Origin of the sequence: Janibacter limosus NBRC 16128, from assembly GCF_001570985.1 — a bacterium.
Classification (GTDB): domain Bacteria; phylum Actinomycetota; class Actinomycetes; order Actinomycetales; family Dermatophilaceae; genus Janibacter; species Janibacter limosus.
Window position 1 is genome coordinate 25,635 of the sequence record NZ_BCSS01000020.1, and the last position, 20,184, is coordinate 45,818.

Consider the following 20,184-nt stretch of genomic DNA (forward strand, 5'->3'; position numbering starts at 1 on the left):
GACGCGCCGATGCGTGAATCTGCCGCAATATCCCCCTTCGCCAATACAAGCGGATACGGTCACATCGTGGATCCGATCACCAATCCCTATGCCCCCGGCGCCGGTCAGCGCCCGCCCGAGCTCGCTGGCCGTGACGAGCAGCTGACCCGATTCGACGTCGTGCTCAAGCGCATCGTCAGCGGGCGACCCGAGCGCTCCCTCGTCCTCACCGGGCTGCGCGGGGTCGGCAAGACCGTGCTCCTCAACCAGTTGCGCTCGGCCGCCGTGCGGGCCAAGTGGGGCACCGGCAAGCTCGAGGCGCGGCCCGAGCTGGGGCTGCGCCGGCCACTGTCCAGCGCCCTCCACCAGGCCGTGCGCGAGCTCGGCCACACGCAGGAGGAGGAGGTCGAGCACGTGCTCGGCGTCATCAAGTCCTTCGCCCAACGCGACGCCAAGCCCGGCACCAAGCTGCGCGAGGTGTGGAACCCCGGCATCGACGCGCCGCCCATCAAGGGACGCGCCGACTCCGGCGACATCGAGATCGACCTCGTCGAGCTCTTCACCGACGTCGGCGGGCTCGCAGCCGACCTCGGCCGTGGCGTCGCGATCTTCATCGACGAGATGCAGGACCTCGGCCCCGAGGACATCTCCGCGATCTGCGCCGCCTGCCACGAGATGAGCCAGTCGGGTCTGCCGCTCATCGTCGTCGGCGCCGGCCTGCCGCACCTGCCGGCGGTGCTGTCGGCGAGCAAGTCCTACAGCGAGCGCCTCTTCCGCTACCAGCGCATCGACCGGCTCGCTCGCGAGGAAGCAGACCGGGCCCTCAGCGCGCCGGCCGCCGACGAGCTGGCCGAGTACGAGCGGGAGGCCCTCGACGCGCTCTACATCGCGACGGGCGGCTACCCCTACTTCATCCAGGCGTACGGCAAGGCGGTGTGGGACCAGGCTCCGCAGTCGCCGATCCGTGCCGAGGACGTGCGAGTCGCCTCGCCGGAGGCCGAGTCGGAGCTGGCGGTCGGGTTCTTCGGCTCGCGCTACGAGCGGGCGACGCCCGGCGAGCGGGAGTACCTGCGGGCGATGGCCGACGTGGCTGCCGACATCGCGGCGCAGGGGGACGAGGCCCTCGACGACATCGAGTCCGTCCTCACCTCGGAGGTCGCGAGCACCCTGGGCAAGAAGCCGCAGTCCCTCTCCCCCGCACGTGATGCCTTGCTCAAGAAGGGCCTGATCTACTCCGCCGAGCGCGGCCGGATCGCCTTCACCGTGCCCCACTTCGGGCGATACCTGCGCGAGCAGACCTGATGGGCGGCGGAGCCTGATGACCGGACAGCAGCAGCCGCTTCACTTCGAGGCACGGTCCGACCTGGGCGAGTGGGCCGCCATGACCGGGTGGATGATGAGGGGTATAGCAGTCATCACTCTCGTGTTTTTTGTGATCCTCGGGGCCACCGGGGTCATCCCCTTCACGCTCGAGGACGACTGGTTCATGCTCCTCTTCGCCGTGCTCGGCTTCCCCGCGATGTGGTGGCTTCTCCCCCGGAGCTTCCGCGCGGACGCCGAGCTGAAGATGCGGCAACCACTGCTCGTCATCCACGCGACGGGGTTCTCGTACGCCGGCAGTCGTGTCCCCGATGCCGCCGTGCGCGCGGTCATCCGCGCCGATCTCAACCCCATCGGCGAGCACTCGAGCTACGTCAAGGGCGACGCGTTCTATGTGCACGTCCACCGCGACCGTCTGGGCTTCACGCGCAAGGACTCGATCATCGAGACCCGTCGGGGCGTCGTGACGATCCCCACCAGCGACTTCGCCGAGCCGGCCCGCGCCGGCCTTGCCCTCATAGCGCACCTCGAGGCGGCGGGGCTCCCCTTCGCCGACGGCGGGTCCTCCCATGCTGAGGTGATCGCCATCGAAAAACGGCTGCAGGTGTGCTCCTGAGCGGGCTGTCGCTCAAGACCACCCCCACCACCGGTCACCGTCGACGGCCACACGTTGGAGCGAGCGGTAGGCGGCTACGGGTCTTCACCTCCGAGCTGGAGATGATGACTCGCGACTCACGCCCGCAGTGTCAGGCCTCCTGCGCGGAGGACGTGTCTGCGCAGATGACGCCGCGGTTGCCGTCCTGGTCAGCGATGACGGTGAGGCCGGGCGCGGCGCTGTCGTCAACGACGGTCCCACCTGCGGCCAGCGCCGCGGCTACCCGTTGCTCGACCACCTCGGGTGCCACGTACACCTCGACGTGCCACCGCGATGCCGCCTCGTCCTGGACGTCGCCGAACCAGAGATTGGGCACCCGCACCGTGGCGTCACGGACCTCGTCGCTCGGTGACCCCAGCCCTGGGAGTCCGCACTGCCGGTGAGCAGAGCGGCCCAGACCGGGGCGATGCTCGCCGAGTCGGTGGTGTCCAGACCGAGCTCGACCTCGCTGACCGAGGACGGCTCGGGGGTGAGCCCGTGGTCGGCGGCGATCGCGGTGATCTGTCGGGCGAGGTCGATGTCCTGCTGGGTCACCCACTTGAGGACGAGCTCGGTGCCATCATCGTCATCGCGATAGATCGCATCGGGGCTGACCAGATCGAGGTCGACGTACCCGCGACCGATCGTCACGCGCGGATGGTGGCCGATCGCATCGCCGGCCACACCCACCGCGGTGACAAACCGTGCGGCGGCGCCAAAGCCCTCGACGGCGTACCGGGCGTGCAGTCCCTGCGCCAGCTTGCGCCAGTCGGTGAGGTTGGCTGCGGCGATCTGGCCCCCCCCCCATGAGCATGTCCATGAATCGACCGTAGACCTGTAGAGGACCGACGTGGTCCTGACAGGGCGGCGATGTGCGAGCCGCGGCCACCGTCCGAGCCCAGCCCGAGGTGCGGGAGTGACACATCCACCGAACCCGGACAGCGAATCCCGAATCGGGATGCATTGCAGGTACCGTGGAGGTATGAGCACCCAGATCGCCGTCCGCCTCCCCGACGAGATGGTCGAGTTCCTCGACCGCTCAGTCGCGCGCGGTGAGGCGTCCAGCCGCGCGGCACTGGTGACCTCTGCGCTGGAGCGCGAGATGCGCCGTCTGGCAGCAGCGCACGACGTCGACATCCTCAGCAAGCGTGGAGCAGACGACGATCTCGACGTCGTCGTCGAGTGGACCGCCGCCCACGTCGACGTCGGGGACTGAGTCCGTGCGGGAGATCTGCTTGGTGCGTCTGGACAAGACCCGGCCCGCTCTCGTGCTGACGCGGGAGACCGCACGCGGGGCCATGACCAAGGTGACGATCGCGCCCATCACGACGACGGTCAAAGGACTGTCCAGCGAGGTGCGAGTCGGGCCCGTCAACGGCCTCGACGCCGAGTGCGCAGTGGCGCTCGACAACGTGGTCACCGTCCCGGTGGAGCTGCTTGGGCGCACGGTCGGCTACTTGTCGAACGCACAAGAGGCCGAGCTGGCACGTGCCGTGGTCATGGCGTATGACCTGGACCTGCCGCTGACAGGATGACGCCCATGCGAGCCGTGATCATCGATGCCGTCCGAGCCCAGCCCGAGGTGCGGGAGGTGGACACCCCCTTCGCTCCCGAGGGTGGGGTGGTCGTTCAGGTCAAGGCGACCGGGATGTGCCGCAGCGACTGGCACGCGTGGGCTGGTCACGACGACATCGCGTGGCCGCACGTGCCCGGTCACGAGCTGGCCGGCGTCATCACCGAGGTCGGCGCGGGGGTCGAGCGGTGGCGGGTCGGTGACCGAGTGACGGTCCCCTTCGTCTGCGGGTGCGGCCGGTGCGCGTGGTGCGCAGCCGGCGAGGCGCAGGTCTGCCCCGACCAGGAGCAACCCGGCTTCACGCACTGGGGCTCCTTCGCCGAGCAGGTCGCACTGCACGCGGCCGACACCAACCTCGTGGCCATCCCCGAGGGCGTCGACTTCGCGACGGCGGCGAGCCTCGGCTGCCGCTTCGCCACCGCCTACCGCGCCCTCGTCGCCCGGGCCCGCCTGACGAAGGGAGAGTGGGTCACCGTCGTCGGAGCCGGCGGTGTCGGGCTGAGCGCGGTGATGATCGCCCGGGCGCTCGGTGCTCGGGTCATCGCGGTCGACCGCAAACCCGAGGCCCTCGCTCTGGCAACGGATCTCGGCGCCGAGCAGTCACTGGTTGCGGATGGTCGTGACATCGGCGCGGACGTGGCTGCCCTGACGGACGGCGGCAGTCACGTGGCAGTCGACGCTGTCGGCAGCGAGCAGACGTCCTCCGACGCGATCCACAGCCTGCGCCGTCGCGGACGCCACGTGCAGGTCGGTCTGCTGCCGCCGGTCGACGGCCACCCGCGGGTCCCGATGGCTCGGGTCATCGGGTGGGAGCTCGACCTGCTCGGCAGCCACGGGATGGCGGCGGTCGACTACCCGGAGATGCTCGCCCTCATCGAGTCCGGCGCCCTCCAGCCGCAGCGACTCGTCGAGCGGACGATCGGTCTGGAGGAGGCAGCATCGCTGCTGCCCGTCTTCGACCGGACGAGCGTCGCAGGGATGACGATCATCGACCCCTCGCGCTGAGCCCCCTTCGCCCTCAGGTCGGGCGCCGGAGCTGCGGCGACGCCTTCGGTCATCCGCCGAGGCCCGCCCAGGGGTCCTCGCGGCGCCAGACCGTTGGCAGGTGGAGGGTGACCCCATCGGCGGCGGCGAGGCGGTCGAGGACGCTCATGGTGACGTCCAGGTCGTCACCCGCGTACGGCAGGGCGCGCAGCGGCTGGTCGAGCGGGCGGAAGAAGTCGTCCCAGTGGGTCAGCACGACCCGCCGGGCACCCACGGCGCGGACGGTGTGCTCCCAGTAGGCCTCGATGTAGTCCAGCGGCTGCACACCGAGCTGCCCGACGCCGAGGTAGGCGACCTCGGCCTCGTGACCGGCGAGTGAGTCGGGCACGTAGCCGGCGCTGCCCTGCACCAAGGCGGTCCGGCCGCTGGTGTGGGTGAGCAGGATCGACCACGCCTCGCCGCACCGATAGGCACCCACGCGGGCCGGCGGGACGACGGGCGCGTCGATGGTGCCCGGGTGTCGGTCCGGCGGGCAGTGCGCCGAGTCGACGAAGGTCAGGGCGAAGGCCCCGCACTCCATCGTGTCACCAGACGCCACGGTCCGGATGCGCTCTGGGGCAAGACCACCGCCGAGGCCCACGTGGGCGGTCGACGTCCCGCCGAGCAGCACCGCCCCGGTGCGCTCGGCGACGACGGCCGAGTCGAGCACGTGGTCGTAGTGGCTGTGCACAGCCGCGACGGCGTCGAGCCGGTCGATCCCGGCGTCCCCGAGAGCCCGGGTGAGCGCTGCGTCGATCCGCTCCGGTGAGGGTGCGATCTTGCGCAGACCCACCTGCAGGAGCCCGGGACGGGAGAAGAATCCATCGACCATCACGGCCGAGTCGCCGTCCGACGCGAGCAGCGTGGAGACCCCCAGGAAGGTCACGCCCAGCCGACCCGGCTTGGCAGCGGGCAGGTCGTGGCGAGAGGCGTAGGTGGACATGTCGGGCCGACCGAGCTTGAGGCGCATCCGCCCACCCTAGAGATGGGCAGGTCACGAGGGGCATCGCCCGCTCGGTGGGTCCGACTCGGTCCCGGACGCTTGTCGTGCGAGGACCGCGCCCCTACCCTCAGGCAAAGCCCTCAGCGTGGAGGGCTCCTGTGATGGAGACGCCATGTCCGACGCCACCACCCTCTGCGAAGCCTTCCAGCAGACCCTGACCGTCGACCCGGGCGCCGTGGCGCTGCGCACCGCCGGCGACGCCGTCTCGGTCACGTGGGCCGAGTACGGCGACCGCGTGCGGGCCGTCGCCGCAGGTCTGGCCGCCCTCGGCTACCAACGCGGGGACACGCTCGGCATCATGCTCAGCAACCGACCGGAGTTCGCCTGGGTCGACGCCGGGGCGATGCACCTGGGGATGATCCCCTTCTCCATCTACAACACGTCCGCGCCCGAGCAGGTCGAGTACCTCTTCGGCAACGCCGGCAACCGGGTCGCCGTCACCGAGGTCGCGTTGCTGCCCGCGATCCTGCGCTCCGGGGTGGCCCTCGACCACCTCATCGTCATCGACGGCAAGCCCGAGGGCGCCACCCACACCCTGGCCGAGCTCGAGGGCCTGGGCGACGCCGACTTCGACTTCGAAACCGCCTGGCGAGCGGTGCAGCCCGACGACGTGCTCACGCTGATCTACACCTCCGGCACCACCGGCCCGCCGAAGGGGGTCCAGCTCACCCATCGCAACCTGCTCGCCGTGCTCCACGGCGCAGAGGGCGTCGTCGATGTGCACTTCGGCGACCGGATCACCTCCTTCCTACCGGCCGCCCACATCGCCGACCGGGCCTCGGCGCAGTACTTCAACCTGGCTCGGGGCGTGCAGGTCACCTACATCGCCGATCCCAAGATGATCGCGAGCGGTCTACCCGACGCCCGCCCGACGATCTGGTTTGCCGTGCCCCGGGTCTGGGAGAAGATCAAGATGGGCATCGAGGCCAAGGTCGTGGCGGCCGAGAGCCCGGTGAAGAAGAAGCTCGGCACGTGGGCCTTGGCGATGGCCGAGAAGCAGGGTGCCGCGCTGCTCGCGGGGGAGCCCCTCCGTGGCAAGGACGCCGCGCAGTACCGCCTTGCGGACAAGCTCGTCCTGAGCAAGGTCAGGAACGCACTCGGCCTGGACGAGCTGCGCTGGGCCTGGTCGGGTGCGGCAGCGATCGCGCCCGAGACACTGTCCTTCTTCATGGGGCTGGGCATCGACGTCTGCGAGATCTGGGGAATGTCGGAGGTCGCCGGTGCCGGGACGATCAACCCGCCCGGGCGGGCCAAGGTGGGGACTGTGGGCCCCGCACTGCCCGGCTTCGAGATGAAGATCGCCGACGACGGTGAGCTGCTCTTCCGCGGGGACTGCGTGATGCCCGGCTACCGCGGCGACCCGGACAAGACCGCCGAGGCCATCGACTCCGACGGCTGGCTGCACACGGGTGACGTCGGCACGATCGATGCCGACGGCTACCTGACGATCACCGACCGCAAGAAGGAGCTGATCATCAGCTCCGCCGGCAAGAACATGTCGCCGTCCAACATCGAGAACACCCTCAAGGTGACCACGCCCCTCGCCGCGACGATCGTCGTCGTCGGTGATGCCCGTCCCTACAACATCGCGCTCGTGACCCTGGATCCGGACGCCGCCGCTGTCTTCGCCGAGAAGGCCGGCGTCGCAGCGGACCCGGCCGTCCTCGCTGAGCACCCCGCTCTGATCGCCGAGATCGACAAGGGCATCACGGCGGGCAATGCCAAGCTCTCCCACGTCGAGCAGGTCAAGAAGTTCACCGTGCTCCCCGAGTACTGGGCTCCGGGCAGCGATGTCCTGACCCCCACCCTCAAGCTGCGCCGCAAGCCGATCAGCGACCGCTACGCCGACGAGATCGAGGCGTTGTACGGCTGATCGGCACGGCTGCGTGTCCATCCACGGGTCAGCTCTGTCACCTCAGACCCGCACCTGAGACCCGTACCTCAGACTCACGGGGAGCAGACTGGCCGCATGGCAGCCATCAAGCGCTTCGACCACGTGGGCATCACCGTCGCGGACCTCGACGTGGTCATGGACTTCTTCATCGGGCTCGGCTTTGAGCTGCAGGGGCGCATGGTCATGGAGGGCGAGTTCGTCGACACCGTCATCGGGATCCCGGACTCCCGTTCCGAGATCGCCGTCCTCGGCCTGCCGGACGGTGGGACCACGCTCGAGCTGTCGTGCTTCGACCGACCCGACCACGAGCCCGGGTCGCCGACCGCGGTGTCGACGGAGCTGGGTCTACGGAATGTCACCTTCGAGGTCGAGGGTCTGCCCTCTGTCCTCGAGCAGCTCGCCGCGAAGGGCTACGGCCTCGTCGGCGGCATGGGCGAGTGGGAGGGCGCGTGGCGGATGGCCTACGTCCGCGGACCCGAAGGAATCATCGTCTCCCTCACCGAGCAGATCGGCTGAGGGCCATGGTCGTCTTCGCCGGGTCGAGGTGAGGCTGCGGGCCAGACGGCGCGCGCATGCCTGTGGGCCGGCCCGTCGGGGCCGGCTGCGGGGCGTGGCAGCTAGACATGCCAGGTCACGCCGCGGGGAGTGATGGTGCAGGTCAGGTCCCGGGTGTGGACCTTGGTGTGGTGGCGCTCGCACAACAGCGCAGCGTTGTCGATGTCCGTGAGCCCACCCAGGGACCAGTAGTCCACGTGGTGCGCGTCGGACCAGTGCGCGGGCATGGTGCACCCCGGATAGGTACAGCCGCCATCGCGCAGGTACAGGGCACGCTTCTGTCCCGTGGTGAAGTAGCGGGCGGCTCGACCCAGCTCCATGGGCTCGGTGTCGGTGCCCAGCAGGGCCGGCACGATCCCTCCCTCGCAGGCCAGCTTGCGCACCGACGCCGGGGAGAGGACCTGTCCTGTCGCGGTCACCCCACCCGCGTGACCCGTGGCCGGGGCCCCACACCCTCCCGGCTGACCGAAGGGAGCCTGGCCGGGTGCAGTGACAGGTCGTCCGAGGGGCCCGACTGGCAGGTCCTGCCCGCAGGCACCACAGCGCCCGTGGGCCAGGTCCGCGGTCAGGGCTTGGAGGCTGATCGTCACGACAACCTGGGCCTTGTCACTCTTGGGCGCCTCACCCGGGGATGACACCCCACGGCCGATGATCGTCAGCAGGGCGTCTGCGCGACGCCGGGCCGGGGACCGCTCATCCACGGTGCCATCGGGGCTCTTGACCGGGGCCGACAGTGCGGCCAGGGCGGCGTCGATGATCGCGGCGCCCTCGGGGTCCATGTCCACCCGGTAGCGCGTCATCCCGCACGCGCCCGCGGACTTGGTCAGCGAGCGGGATGCCTTCAGGGCCTCGTCCTCGTCACGCAGGTCCTTGTCCGGGCGCAACAACCGGCCGGTCATCGTGATCGCCGCCGCCAACTTCTTTTCATCCACACCCGACACCCGCGTGCGAGTGCGCCCGTCCGGGCCGCTCGCGATGGCCTCGTCACGGGCGTGGCCCAGCAAGATCCCCAGGTCCTCCTCGAGCAGCTGCGGGTCAGCCACCCTCCGCACCGACTCCTCGAACCGCACCAGCTGGTCTGTCTTGCCCAACGGCAGATCCCCAGCCGCGAAAGCCGCCAACACCCCGGGCACCCCAGGGGGCCCGTGCTCGTCAGCCGCGCCCGCCTCGTCGCCAGCGTCCGACATGGACGCGTCCTGAGATGTCGCGGTCGTCGGGGCGGGGTCGCTCAACGAGCTGCCCGACGCCCGCAGACCAGCCGTGGCCACCCGCACCACCGACGCCGCATGCCCCACCGTAGGACGCGGCGCGCGTCGCCCCTCACTCACCCCGACCCAGTCCACCGGCGACCACGACGACTCCCCCGGGAGACCCCGTGAGATGCCCTCCCGCGCCAACGCGACCTCCGCAGCCTGCGTCAGCTGGCGCACCTGCCCGACAAGCGCGAGGGCCTCGCCGACATCGCTGTCAGGGGCCTGCCACACGCTGGAGACGTCACTGGACATCAACGACCGCAGCGCATCACGCAACCCGGGAAGAACCCCCGGATCGTGAAACCGCACCGTCGCCTCTGACATGCCTCGATCATATGTTCGACCACCGACAACGCTCCCCAACCAGACCAACTGGGGGCAGGCGCCCCCTTCGACCCGGGGATGTGGACAACGTCCAGGGGGCTTCGGCTTCGAGATGCCCGCTACGCGGACTCCGCCCACGCGGAACGTGGGACCCTAGCCAACGTCGAGGGGCCCGATCTGCGGGTGCACACCGGTCAGCTCCTCGGAGACTTCCCACAACCGCCGCATCGCCCCCGGGTCACGCGACCCCGCGGACGAGCCCACGCTCACCGGCCGGCCCCGCGTCTCCCCGGGCCCGCTCGGACCGTAGAACTCACCACCGACTGCCGTCGGGTCGGTGGCGGCACGCAGGGTGGGCAGGGCCCCCTTCGCCGCGCTCTGACCGGTCACCCAGGTGACGGCTGAGATGACTGGCCGAGCGGGCAGCGGCAGGTAGCGGGCCAGTGACGTGCGCGAGAGGCCGGGGTGCGCCGCAACCGCGATCGTCGGCGCGCCGACCTCATCCAGTCGGCGCTGCAGCTCGTGGGTGAAGAGCAGGTTGGCCAGCTTGGACCGACCGTAGGCACCCCTCGAGTCGTAGCCCCGCTCCGCCTGGAGGTTGTCGAAGTCCATCGCCCCGCCACCCCAACGGTGCGCCAGGCTCGTCACCGTGACCACCCGGGAGTCGGGCGTCACCAGCAGCCGGTCGAGCAGGAGCCCGGTCAGCGCGAAGTGCCCCAGGTGGTTGGTGCCCACCTGCAGCTCGAAGCCGTCCTGCGTCACGCCCCGAGGCGTCATCATCAGCCCGGCGTTGTTGACCAGCAGGTCGATCCGCTCGTGCCGTCCTCGGATCTCCTCAGCCGCCTCGCGTACCGACTCCAGCGAGCCGAGGTCCAGGCGCACGACCTCGGCGCCAGGGAGCGATGAGGCGACCTGCTCCCCCTTCGACGTGTCACGACAGGCGAGGACCACGGTGGCGCCGCGTGCGGACAGCTCACGAGCCGTCACCGCGCCCAGCCCCGAGTTGGCCCCGGTGATCACCACGGTGCGTCCGCTCTGGTCGGGCATGTGGTCCAGCGACCAGGGGCTGCGGCTGCGTGTCATGGGCCCACCCTGCCACCGCCGCCCTTCGAGACGGTTGCTGCGCAACCTCCTCAGGGAACGCTGAGCGTCACACTCACGACCCCCCACTCGTCAGATCAGTGACAGCATCGTCACCGAGAGGTAGGGCCATGGACACCACAGCGCAGACCGAGGACTTCGAGCGGGAGCGACCTCGACTCGTCGGGCTCGCCGCCCGAATCCTCGGCGACCACACCGAGGCGGAGGACATCGTGCAGCAGGCCTGGCTGCGCCTCCACGGCACGGACACCGACATCGAGTCGCTGCCCGCGTGGCTGACCACCGTCACCACCCGCCTGTGCCTCGACCGGCTCAAGTCCCGGACCCCGGTGCCGCACAGCGAGGTCGAGCCCGGCGAGGCCACCCCGGACATCGCCGACGACATCGTCCTCGCGGACACCGTCGGCGTCGCCCTACAGGCCGTCATCGAGCGGCTCACCCCCGGCGAGCGCGTGGCCTTCGTCCTGCACGACAGCTTCGGATTCGACTTCGCCACGATCGCGGCGATCCTCGACACCACCCCGGCCGCGGCCCGCAAGCTTGCCTCGAGGGCGCGGGGGAAGGTCCGGGCTCGGTCCCTTCGAGGCTCAGCCGCGGACGGCCTCGCACCTCAGGGAGCGGGGAGAAGTGACTGGGAAGTCGTCGACGCCTTCATGGCCGCCGCCCGGGACGGAGACTTCGACTCGCTCCTGTCCCTGCTCGCCCCCGACGCGGCGATCACCGCGGACACCGCAGCCATCGCCACCGGCACCCCCGAGCGGATCGACGGCCGCCGCGAGATCGCCGAGTTCTTCAACGGGAGCGCCCATGCGGCACTCGCGGTCCTTGTCGACGAGCGTCCCGCCGCCGCGTGGTTCCTCAAGGGCGAGGCCACGGTGCTCTTCGACTTCACCCTCGAGGACGGCCTGGTCTGCGGCATCACCTTCCGCGCCGACCCCGAGGTGCTCGCCCGGGTCACCCGTCGCACCGACACCCACCGCGGCTGATCGTCACATCCACCCTCCCCCGATCGCCAACACCACAGAACACCCACACAGGAGAGACGACATGAAGACCATGACCTGCCGACAGCTCGGCGGCCCCTGCGACCTCGCCCATCGGGGCGAGAGCGCCGACGACGTCATCAACGCCCAGGACCAGCACCTCAAGGCGATGGAAAAGGAGGGCGACGCAGCCCACCAGCCCGCCCGCGACGACATGAAGAGCCGCTGGCGCCACCCCCGCAAGTCGCTCGGCTGGTACAAGGACATGAAGCAGGCCTTCGCGGATCTCCCGCAGCACTGATCGACGAAGGGAGGGCCGGCCCGGCCGCGCTTCGTCGACAACGCGGCACCGGCACGGCGAAGCACCTCACCTCGTCATCGCCGTACTCTGGTGGGGCCCCGGGACACGCCACCCCGGGGCCCTGCTGTCATCCACCCCGGACGGATCCCCGTGAGCACCGCCATGCCCCCTGTCACCGACACCACGACCCCGGAGCCTTCCGTCCGGGCGGCACTGCGCTCCCCGCGACTGCTGCGGACCGAGGTCCTCGGTGGTCTCGTCGTCGCGCTGGCCCTGATCCCCGAGGCGATCTCCTTCTCGATCATCGCCGGGGTGGACCCGCGGGTGGGGCTCTTCGCGTCCTTCACGATGGCGGTGTCGATCGCCTTCCTCGGCGGCCGACCGGCGATGATCTCAGCCGCCACGGGTGCCGTCGCGCTCGTCATCGCCCCGCTCATGCACGAGCACGGTTACGACTACCTCATCGCGACCGTCCTGCTCGCCGGCGTCCTCCAGATCGCGCTCGGGGTCGTCGGGGCCGCGCGGCTGATGCGCTTCATCCCCCGCCAGGTGATGGTCGGCTTCGTCAACGCGCTGGCCATCCTCATCTTCATCGCGCAGATCCCCCACCTCGTCGACGTGCCGTGGCTGGTCTACCCGATGATCGCGGTCGGGATCGCGATCATCGTCGTCTTCCCCCGGCTCACGGCGGTCATCCCCGCGCCGCTCATCGCGATCGTCGCACTCACCGCCTTCGTCCTGATCGGTGGCGTCGGCGTCCCGGACGTCGCTGACCAGGGGCAGCTGCCCGACAGCCTGCCGGCGCTCTTCCTCCCCGACGTGCCGCTCACCTGGCAGACCCTGCAGATCATCGGCCCCTACGCCCTGGCCATGGCCCTCGTCGGTCTGCTCGAGTCGCTGCTCACGGCCAAGCTCGTCGACGACATCACGGACACGCACTCCGACAAGACGCGCGAAGCCTGCGGCCAGGGCGCGGCCAATGTCATCACCGGCTTCTTCGGGGGGATGGGCGGCTGCGCGATGATCGGGCAGACGATGATCAACGTCAAGGCCTCAGGGGCCCGCACGCGGATCTCGACCTTCCTCGCGGGCGTCTTCCTGCTGATCCTCGTCGTCGGTTTCGGCGACATCGTCGGCCTCATCCCGATGGCCGCACTCGTCGCGGTGATGATCATGGTCTCGGTCGGCACCTTCGACTGGCACTCGATCCGCCCCGCCACCCTGCGCCGCATGCCCAAGTCGGAGACCACCGTCATGCTGGCGACGGTCGCGGTCACCGTGACGACCCACAACCTCGCGATCGGCGTCATCGTCGGCGTCCTCGTCGCGATGGTGCTCTTCGCCCGCAGGGTCGCGCACCTCACGCAGACCCACCGGGAGCTCGTGGAGGACGAAGGGGGCGTCACCGCCGTCTACCGCGTCACCGGAGCGCTCTTCTTCGCCTCGAGCAACGACCTCTACACGCAGTTCGACTACGTCGGCGACCCGCAGCGGGTGCGCATCGACCTCACCGACAGCCACATCTGGGACGCCTCCACGGTGGCCGCCCTCGATGCGATCACCACGAAGTACGAGCGCAAGGGCAAGACGGTCGAGGTCACCGGGCTCAACGCAGCGAGCGCCGAGCGTCACGACCGGCTCAGTGGCGACCTCGGGATGCACTGACCCGAGCAAGCAGCACCATCACCCCGGCGCCCAGGACGCTCCCCACGGCGTACCACCCGATGTCCCGCGGGTCGAAGCCTGACCCCAGCAGCAGGCTCAGTGCGGGCAGTCGCGCCGGGATGCCCGTGAGCTGGGCCAGCTCGACGAGCACGCACGCGACGAAGGCCGCTCCCGCCGCCGTCGCAGGCCGGCCCCGCGACAGCAGCGCGATCGCGAAGCACGCGGCCATCGCATAGAGCACACTGCCCGCGGCATCGGCCCAGGCCAGGTGTCGGACGAGCTGCACCGACAAGCCCGCGAGGACGACCGCGGCGAGACACGAGGCGGAGAGGACGCGGGGCACGGGCGCCATCCCACTCCATCGACCTGAGCCCGACCTGTGGACCCTCGCGACCGTGACCCGTCTCGCCGCGCCAACCAACCGCGCGAACCAACCGTGGCAGGCTCGGCCCGTGCCCGGCCACACCGTTCTGCAGCTGCCCGTCCCCGCCCTCGAGGACTGGGTCAGGGAACGCACGCGCCACTACGACGAGGGCTTCGTCTCGGCCGACCCGGACTTCGGCCATGCGCACATCACGGCGCTGGCCCCCTTCGCTCCCTCACCGACGGCCGAGCAGCTGGCGACGATCGCCGGCATCGCGGCCACCACCGCGCCGATCACGGTCCGGCTGGACGAGATCGGCGAGTTTCCCGACGGGATCATCCACCTGCGGCCGGTGCCGGACCGTCCCCTGCGTGCCCTGACGGAGGCGCTCGTGACGGCCTTCCCGCAGTACCCGCCGTATGCCGGGAGATTCGGTCCCCACGCGGACCCGCACCTCACCCTCGACGCGGCCTCCGACGAGGTGTCCATCGCGTCGACCCGGCGCCTGCTCGGCGCCCTGGTGCCGGTGACGTGCATGCTCACCGAGCTGCAGCTGAGCTGGTGGGAGAGCGGTCGCTGCCACGTCATGCAGCAGTGGCCGCTCAGCCCAGCAGGTCCAGCCCCGGGCCGTCGAGGTCGGCCGGCGCCACGGAGCGACCCGAGATCGCCATGAGGAGGGCCAGTGCCGGACCGCGGACCTCGGGCCCGTCGCCGATCGACAGCTCGACATCGTTGGCGTGCAGGGTGACGCGCTCGGCGCGCTGACGGCCGCCGCCCAGGCCCTCGGAGACCCGCGCCTGGTAGCGCAGCGCCCGCTCGACGCCCTCGGCGGAGTAGTCGTGCCAGATCCCCAAGGGCCGGCGGATGTCCTCGCCGTGGAGCACCTCCTCGACGAGGCGGCTGTCCACGGGCGCGGGCGGACCGCTGCGCCGCGGCGCGACCTCACGCAGCCGGCTGAGCGTCTCGCGTGGCGTGGCGCCCCGGTTGCGCTCCAGGCCCTGCTGGTTCTGCCGGTCGAAGTTGCCGCGGGCCCGGGCCATCGCCCACACCACGCCGAAGGGGGTGGCCCTCGCGTTGTCGACCAGGTGCGCCGCGACATCGTGGACGCTCCACCCCTCGCAGAGCGAGGGCTGGCGCCACTGCTCGTCGGTGAGCCGCTCGAGGTCGTCGGCCAGCGCGGCCCGCTCGGCGTGGACCAGTTCCCAGACGTCTGTCATGTGCTCAGCCTGCCACCCCGGCCCGACAGCCGCGCCCCTTCGAGACGGTCGCGGGGCGACGGGCCTAGGGTGGCGAGCATGGCACCTGAGCAGAGCGAGTGGATGCGGATCGTCGCGGAGGACCCCCACCATTCCCAGTGGTACATCGACCGCTTCCGCGAGATGGCCGCCCGAGGGGACGACCTCCACGGCGAGGCCCGCTGCATCGACGCGATGCTCCCGCGGGGCGCTCGCGTCCTGGACGCGGGCTGCGGTCCCGGCCGTGTGGGTGGTCGCCTGCACGAGCTCGGCCACGACGTCACCGGCGCCGATGTCGACCCGGCACTCATCGCCGCCGCCGAGGAGGACCACCCCGGTCCGCGCTGGGTCGTCAGCGACCTGGCCGTCCTCGACCTGCGCGACGACGACGGGGAGCGGACCCCCTTCGACCTCATCGTGTGCGCCGGCAATGTCATGACCTTCCTCGCGCCGAGCACGCGCCGCGACGTCCTCACCGGCTTCGCCGACCACCTCGCCGAGGGCGGGCGTGCGGTCATCGGGTTCGGCGCGGACCGCGGCTACGACACCGCCGACTTCGTCGCGGACGCGACCGAGGCGGGCCTGCGCGAGCAGGTCCGCCTCGGTGGGTGGGCTCTGGAGCCCTGGACGCAGGACGCCGACTTCATGGTCAGCATCCTGGGCCGCTGACGATCAGGGCGCGACCGGCCGCCCCTGGAGGACCCGCCACGTGTAGGCCGTGCCGAGCGCGAAGACGGGTGTCGTCACGATGGTCGCGAGCCCGCACGTGCAGCACGACGTGATGACGATGACCACGATGGCCAGCATCGCGTAGAGCAGGGTGTCGCCGAGGTGCTCCTTGACGAAGGTGAAGCTCGCCGAGATCGCCTCCGTCGCACTCTTGCCGTCGAGGACCGCCGCATTGGCGTAGTAGAGGAAGAAGCCCACGACGAGCGCGCCGACGAGGAGGGCGACGAGTCCGACGATGACGGCGATCCCGACGAGGAGACCGGCGAGCAGGGCCTGACCCCAGGGGATGCGCGTGAACATCGCCGAGAGGTCCGTGCGTCCTGTGTCGACGACGTCGAGGGCACCTCGCAGCAGGGCCAGACCGAGGACCCAGCTGACGATCCCGGAGAGGATGCCTCCCACCGCCTGGAGCAGGTAGGAGACGGCGTTGTCCTCGGGCAGCCCGGTCGCCGGGTCGATCGGCGCGTCCATCGCGAAGGTCGAACCGGCACCGAGCATGTTGAAGAGGAACTGGATGCCGAAGGCCAGGAAGAAGATGAGCAGGCCCATGACGATGAAGGGGCCGAGGTGCTGGGTGAACTTCTTCCACCCGTAGGCCATCGCGTCGACGGGACTGTACGTCGGCACGCCACCCCAGCCCGGGCCACCGGGGGCCGCTCCACCGGGCGGCAGCGGAGGCATGCCGCCCCCATAGGGCGGCTGCCCACCGTAGGGCGGTTGTCCCCCGCTACCGCCGAAGGGGGGCTGGCTCGGCGGGTATGGCCCACCCGACGGGGGCGGTGGCTGGTTCGGCGGCATGGGAGGTGGCGGGTAGCTCATGCGACCACCCAATCCTGAACGGCCCTCGACGGCAACCCAACTCACGCGACTCCCGACCTCCCCGGTCCCCACCGGGTCCGGGCGGACGGTCAATAAGCGGGTACCAGCAGGTCGCGGGTGATGTCGGCGATCGACGCCGCACCCACGAGGCCCATGGTCAGGTCGAGCTCGCCGAGCACGTTGTCGATGACCGCGCTGACCCCGTCCGCGCCGTCGAGCGCGAGCCCGTAGACGTGGGGTCTGCCCAGCAGGCAGGCGTCGGCGCCGAGGGCGAGGGCCACGAAGAGGTCGGCTCCGGTCCGCACCCCGCTGTCCATCAGGACGGTGGGCTCCGGGCCGACCGCCGCGCGCACCCGCACGAGTGCATCGAGTGCTGCGATCGATCGATCCACCTGTCGCCCACCGTGGTTAGACACCACGACGGCGTCGACGCCCATGTCGAAGGCCTTCCGTGCATCGTCCTCGTGGAGGATCCCCTTGAGCACGACGGGCAGGCTGGTCCGCTCCCGGAGCGTCGCGATGTGCTCCCACGACAGACCCGGGTTGGAGTAGATGTCGAGGAAGGTCTCGACCGCCGCCCGCGGCTGCGGCGAGCGCAGGTTGTCGCGCACACCGCCGGGGTGCTGACGAGACATCGACAGCAGGGTGGCGAGTCCTCCCTTGGCCGCCCTGGCCGCTTGCAGGGGCTTGCGGGGATCGATCCCCAGCGGCTGGGCGCTGCGGGCACCGGCCGCGAGCCGCTCGCGGACGATCTCCATGAAGCGCGGGTCCGAGGTGTACTGCGCGATCCCCTCCCCGCGGGCGAAGGGCAGGGACCCCAGATCGAGGTCCTCGGTGCGCCAGCCGAGCATCGTCGTGTCGAGTGTGACGACCAGGGCCCGCGCCCCGGCTGCCTCCGCGCGGCCGATCATCGAGTCGACGAGCTCCTCGTCGGTGGACCAGTACAGCTGGTACCAGAAGGGGGTCCCCGCCATCGCCTGCGCCGTCTCCTCCATCGGGCAGCTGCCCTGGCAGGAGAAGACGTAAGGGATCCCGCTGGCGTGCGCACCCTCCGCGATGCGCAGGTCGGCATCGTCGACGACGAGACCAGCGGCACCCACCGGTGCGAGCAGGAGCGGGGCGGCGAGGTCGGTGCCGAGCACCGTCGTCCGCAGGTCGCGTCCGCTCGTGGCATGGAGCATCCGGGGCACGACGCGCCAGCGGTCGAAGGCCTCCCGATTGGCTCTCATCGTCGCTCCAGAGCCCGCGCCACCGGCGATGTACGCCCACGCCTTGCGACTCATGGCCGCCCGCGCACGACGCTCGAGGGCAGTCACCTCGGTGGGGACCAGGGGTGCGATGCCGAGGGCGCCGGGCCGGTAGATGGAGTCCTGCCGGGCGCGTCCGCGGGCGGGCTGAGGAACGGTCATGACCGCAGGCTAGGGCACGACTGCACACCTCCGCCGAGGTGATCTTGAGTACACCGGAAGCGGCTCGCGATCCCGCTCCCTCACGCATGATCATGGGCTTTGCGGGCATTTTCGTGCGTTTGGCGTCATTAGCCTTCTGCGCGACCCCGGGTTACCTTGCGCTGAGCCACACCCACAACACCACACCGGAAGGAAGGCATGCCGACGCCACCCCTGGGTATCGCGACCATCGTCCTGCTGCTCGTCATCTTCTACGGCCTCACCATGGTCATGTCGCTGAAGATCAGCCGCGGCAAGGAAAACGCGGACGAGTACATGACGGCCGGCCACAACATCGGCTTCGGCATCTCAGCGGCATCGATGACGGCGACCTGGATCTGGGCGTCGTCGATGTACGCCTCGGTCACCTCCGGCTACACGTACGGCATCTCGGGACCGATCCACTACGGGCTGTGGGGCGCCCTGATGATCCTCTTCATCTACCCCTTCGGTCGGCGCATCCGCAAGGTCGCCCCCAACGCGCACACCCTCGCCGAGGTCATGCGGGCCCGGCACGGTCGCTCGAGCCAGCTGATGCTCGCGATCTCCAACGTCCTCGGCAGCGTCATCTCGTTGATGTCCAACTTCATCGCCGGTGGTGCGCTCATCTCGATGCTCTCGCCGCTGACCTTCATCCAGGGCGTCCTGATGATCGCGGCAGGCGTCCTGCTCTACACGATCTGGTCCGGCTTCCGCGCCTCCGTCCTCACCGACTTCGCCCAGGTCGTCGCGATGCTGCTCGCCGTCGTCATCCTCGTACCGACCTTCTTCTTCGTCCTCGGTGGCACCGACCTCCTGCGCGAAGGAGCCGTCAACCTCACGCCCCACCAGGCGAACTTCTTCTCCTCGGAGGCCTTCCTGCGGCAGGGCGCCCCCTACATCGCGGCCGTCCTCGCCTACGCCATCGGCAACCAGACGATCGCGCAGCGGCTCTTCGCCGTACGCGAGGACCTCATCAAGCCGACCTTCATCACCGCGACGGTCGGCTACGGCGCGACCATCATCGGCATCGGCATGATGGGCGTGCTCGCGCTCTACTCCGGGATCACCCCGGCCGGCGGGGACCCCAACAACCTGCTGCCACAGCTCGCCGCGACGCATCTCGCGACTCCCTTGATCATCGTCTTCTTCGTCATGATCATCGGCTCCCTGTCCTCGACGGCCGACTCCGACCTCGCCGCCCTGTCCTCGATCGTCATGACCGACATCTACGGTGAGCGCGCCCGCCGCGAGGGCCGGATCAACCCCAGGACGATGCTCCTCATCGGGCGCCTGACGATGGTGGTCGCGACCGTCGCCGCGGTCCTCTTCGCGGCGCTGGAGCTCAACATCCTCGACCTGCTCGTCTTCGTCGGAGCGATGTGGGGCTGCCTCGTCTTCCCGGTCATCGCCTCCTTCTACTGGACGCGGATCACCAACGCGGCCTTCACCACCTCCGTGCTCGTCGCCTTCGCGATCTTCCTGCCGGTGCGCTTCTCCTGGCTGCCGCAGCACGGCGCGCTGGACCTCGTCATCGACGTCGTCGGCATCATCGGGGCGGGCATCGTCATCGGCTTGATGGCCTTCGGCTTCTTCGGCCCCAAGGTGGGCATGGTCGCCGGAACGCTCTTCGCGGTGGGGGTCGCCCCCTTCGCCATCGGGGTGATCTCGCAGTACCCGGCCCTCTCGGGCTCGCTGCTCGCCTACGCCGTCTCGACGATCGTCTGCGTGGTCATGTCGCTGCGGTCACGGCAGGAGCCCTTCGACTTCGCCGTCATCGCCGGGCGCACCTCGGACTTCACCGTGGCGCCGGACAGCGACCGCGACGGCGACCTCGAGCCCACCCACTCCTGACCGGAAGGACCGCACATGTCCATCACCGCACTGACCGTCTACATCCTCATCTGGCCCGTCATCGTGGCCGTGATCCTCGCCGTCATCTGCGTCGGCTTCTACAAGGAGTGGCGCGCGGCCAAGGACGAGGGCCGCCGGATCATCTGAC

General features: G+C 70.2%; 23 protein-coding genes. 14 read left to right on the forward strand and 9 right to left on the reverse strand.

Going from position 1 to position 20,184, the window contains the following annotated elements; all coding sequences use genetic code 11:
* The first annotated feature begins 66 nt into the window (after nt 1–66).
* Together JLI01S_RS09135 and JLI01S_RS09140 are read left to right on the forward strand one after the other, a co-directional pair.
* Nucleotides 67–1,281 (forward strand): ATP-binding protein, encoded by a 1,215-nt coding sequence (locus tag JLI01S_RS09135; protein WP_068263565.1) that lies wholly within the window; start codon nt 67–69, stop codon nt 1,279–1,281.
* A 16-nt stretch (nt 1,282–1,297) separates the two neighbouring features.
* Nucleotides 1,298–1,915 carry a hypothetical protein gene (locus tag JLI01S_RS09140; protein ID WP_068263567.1) on the forward strand — a complete coding sequence of 206 codons (618 nt, stop codon included), beginning with the start codon at nt 1,298–1,300 and terminating at the stop codon, nt 1,913–1,915.
* A gap of 130 nt (nt 1,916–2,045) precedes the next feature.
* Here the strand turns inward: JLI01S_RS09140 and JLI01S_RS17530 are convergent, their stop codons facing one another.
* Together JLI01S_RS17530 and JLI01S_RS17535 are read right to left on the reverse strand one after the other, a co-directional pair.
* Nucleotides 2,046–2,270 carry a VOC family protein gene (locus tag JLI01S_RS17530; protein ID WP_245634579.1) on the reverse strand — a complete coding sequence of 75 codons (225 nt, stop codon included), beginning with the start codon at nt 2,268–2,270 and terminating at the stop codon, nt 2,046–2,048.
* Nucleotides 2,174–2,923, reverse strand: coding sequence for a 4a-hydroxytetrahydrobiopterin dehydratase (locus JLI01S_RS17535; RefSeq protein ID WP_245634580.1), 750 nt, complete (start codon nt 2,921–2,923; stop codon nt 2,174–2,176). The genes JLI01S_RS17530 and JLI01S_RS17535 overlap by 97 nt, the downstream gene beginning before the upstream one ends.
* Here JLI01S_RS17535 and JLI01S_RS09150 point away from each other — a divergent pair.
* The 3 genes from JLI01S_RS09150 to JLI01S_RS09160 are packed head-to-tail and all read left to right on the forward strand — an operon-like array spanning nt 2,916 to nt 4,511.
* Nucleotides 2,916–3,149 (forward strand): ribbon-helix-helix domain-containing protein, encoded by a 234-nt coding sequence (locus JLI01S_RS09150; protein ID WP_068263637.1) that lies wholly within the window; start codon nt 2,916–2,918, stop codon nt 3,147–3,149. The two genes, JLI01S_RS17535 and JLI01S_RS09150, sit on opposite strands and share 8 nt — an antisense overlap.
* A gap of 22 nt (nt 3,150–3,171) precedes the next feature.
* Entirely contained in the window at nt 3,172–3,468 is a 297-nt protein-coding gene (locus tag JLI01S_RS09155; RefSeq protein ID WP_369407372.1) for a type II toxin-antitoxin system PemK/MazF family toxin, read from the forward strand.
* Between the two features lie 5 nt (nt 3,469–3,473).
* Nucleotides 3,474–4,511 (forward strand): alcohol dehydrogenase catalytic domain-containing protein, encoded by a 1,038-nt coding sequence (locus JLI01S_RS09160; protein ID WP_068263577.1) that lies wholly within the window; start codon nt 3,474–3,476, stop codon nt 4,509–4,511.
* A gap of 49 nt (nt 4,512–4,560) precedes the next feature.
* On the opposite strand, the gene JLI01S_RS09165 is transcribed toward JLI01S_RS09160, so the two are convergent.
* Nucleotides 4,561–5,499 carry an MBL fold metallo-hydrolase gene (locus JLI01S_RS09165; RefSeq protein ID WP_068263579.1) on the reverse strand — a complete coding sequence of 313 codons (939 nt, stop codon included), beginning with the start codon at nt 5,497–5,499 and terminating at the stop codon, nt 4,561–4,563.
* A 145-nt stretch (nt 5,500–5,644) separates the two neighbouring features.
* Here JLI01S_RS09165 and JLI01S_RS09170 point away from each other — a divergent pair, with 145 nt between their 5' ends.
* Together JLI01S_RS09170 and JLI01S_RS09175 are read left to right on the forward strand one after the other, a co-directional pair.
* A complete protein-coding gene (locus JLI01S_RS09170; protein ID WP_068263581.1) occupies nt 5,645–7,405 on the forward strand; it encodes an AMP-binding protein in 1,761 nt (586 codons plus the stop codon).
* 96 nt (nt 7,406–7,501) lie between these two features.
* The gene (locus tag JLI01S_RS09175) at nt 7,502–7,942 is read left to right on the forward strand and encodes a VOC family protein (protein ID WP_068263583.1); all 441 of its coding nucleotides are present in this window, start codon (nt 7,502–7,504) and stop codon (nt 7,940–7,942) included.
* A 101-nt stretch (nt 7,943–8,043) separates the two neighbouring features.
* On the opposite strand, the gene JLI01S_RS09180 is transcribed toward JLI01S_RS09175, so the two are convergent.
* Together JLI01S_RS09180 and JLI01S_RS09185 are read right to left on the reverse strand one after the other, a co-directional pair.
* Complete coding sequence (locus JLI01S_RS09180; RefSeq protein WP_068263588.1) at nt 8,044–9,558, reverse strand: HNH endonuclease signature motif containing protein; 1,515 nt, start codon at nt 9,556–9,558, stop codon at nt 8,044–8,046.
* Nucleotides 9,559–9,711: 153 nt separating this feature from the next.
* A complete protein-coding gene (locus JLI01S_RS09185; RefSeq protein WP_068263590.1) occupies nt 9,712–10,641 on the reverse strand; it encodes an oxidoreductase in 930 nt (309 codons plus the stop codon).
* A gap of 128 nt (nt 10,642–10,769) precedes the next feature.
* Here JLI01S_RS09185 and JLI01S_RS09190 point away from each other — a divergent pair, with 128 nt between their 5' ends.
* The 3 genes from JLI01S_RS09190 (at nt 10,770) to JLI01S_RS09200 (ending at nt 13,608) form a co-directional block, all read left to right on the forward strand.
* Nucleotides 10,770–11,645: a sigma-70 family RNA polymerase sigma factor gene (locus tag JLI01S_RS09190; RefSeq protein WP_068263591.1), complete on the forward strand. Its 876-nt coding sequence runs from the start codon at nt 10,770–10,772 to the stop codon at nt 11,643–11,645.
* Nucleotides 11,646–11,706: 61 nt separating this feature from the next.
* Complete coding sequence (locus JLI01S_RS09195; protein ID WP_068263592.1) at nt 11,707–11,943, forward strand: hypothetical protein; 237 nt, start codon at nt 11,707–11,709, stop codon at nt 11,941–11,943.
* A 162-nt stretch (nt 11,944–12,105) separates the two neighbouring features.
* A complete protein-coding gene (locus JLI01S_RS09200; protein WP_068263640.1) occupies nt 12,106–13,608 on the forward strand; it encodes a SulP family inorganic anion transporter in 1,503 nt (500 codons plus the stop codon).
* Here JLI01S_RS09200 and JLI01S_RS09205 read toward each other — a convergent pair.
* Nucleotides 13,583–13,960 (reverse strand): DUF2809 domain-containing protein, encoded by a 378-nt coding sequence (locus JLI01S_RS09205; RefSeq protein ID WP_068263594.1) that lies wholly within the window; start codon nt 13,958–13,960, stop codon nt 13,583–13,585. The two genes, JLI01S_RS09200 and JLI01S_RS09205, sit on opposite strands and share 26 nt — an antisense overlap.
* Before the next feature lie 100 nt (nt 13,961–14,060).
* On the opposite strand from JLI01S_RS09205, the gene JLI01S_RS09210 reads away from it, so the two are divergent.
* The gene (locus tag JLI01S_RS09210; RefSeq protein WP_157074890.1) at nt 14,061–14,645 is read left to right on the forward strand and encodes a 2'-5' RNA ligase family protein; all 585 of its coding nucleotides are present in this window, start codon (nt 14,061–14,063) and stop codon (nt 14,643–14,645) included.
* On the opposite strand, the gene JLI01S_RS09215 is transcribed toward JLI01S_RS09210, so the two are convergent.
* Nucleotides 14,575–15,189 carry a maleylpyruvate isomerase family mycothiol-dependent enzyme gene (locus JLI01S_RS09215; protein ID WP_068263597.1) on the reverse strand — a complete coding sequence of 205 codons (615 nt, stop codon included), beginning with the start codon at nt 15,187–15,189 and terminating at the stop codon, nt 14,575–14,577. The two genes, JLI01S_RS09210 and JLI01S_RS09215, sit on opposite strands and share 71 nt — an antisense overlap.
* A 78-nt stretch (nt 15,190–15,267) precedes the next feature.
* Here JLI01S_RS09215 and JLI01S_RS09220 point away from each other — a divergent pair, with 78 nt between their 5' ends.
* The gene (locus JLI01S_RS09220; protein ID WP_068263601.1) at nt 15,268–15,876 is read left to right on the forward strand and encodes a class I SAM-dependent methyltransferase; all 609 of its coding nucleotides are present in this window, start codon (nt 15,268–15,270) and stop codon (nt 15,874–15,876) included.
* Between the two features lie 3 nt (nt 15,877–15,879).
* Here the strand turns inward: JLI01S_RS09220 and JLI01S_RS09225 are convergent, their stop codons facing one another.
* Entirely contained in the window at nt 15,880–16,617 is a 738-nt protein-coding gene (locus JLI01S_RS09225; protein WP_157074891.1) for a hypothetical protein, read from the reverse strand.
* A 227-nt stretch (nt 16,618–16,844) separates the two neighbouring features.
* The gene (locus JLI01S_RS09230; protein WP_068263606.1) at nt 16,845–18,164 is read right to left on the reverse strand and encodes an alpha-hydroxy-acid oxidizing protein; all 1,320 of its coding nucleotides are present in this window, start codon (nt 18,162–18,164) and stop codon (nt 16,845–16,847) included.
* A 198-nt stretch (nt 18,165–18,362) separates the two neighbouring features.
* Here JLI01S_RS09230 and JLI01S_RS09235 point away from each other — a divergent pair, with 198 nt between their 5' ends.
* Together JLI01S_RS09235 and JLI01S_RS17375 are read left to right on the forward strand one after the other, a co-directional pair.
* Nucleotides 18,363–20,036, forward strand: coding sequence for a sodium:solute symporter family protein (locus JLI01S_RS09235; RefSeq protein WP_068263612.1), 1,674 nt, complete (start codon nt 18,363–18,365; stop codon nt 20,034–20,036).
* 15 nt (nt 20,037–20,051) lie between these two features.
* Entirely contained in the window at nt 20,052–20,183 is a 132-nt protein-coding gene (locus JLI01S_RS17375) for a putative transporter small subunit (protein ID WP_218005490.1), read from the forward strand.
* Nucleotide 20,184 lies beyond the last annotated feature (1 nt).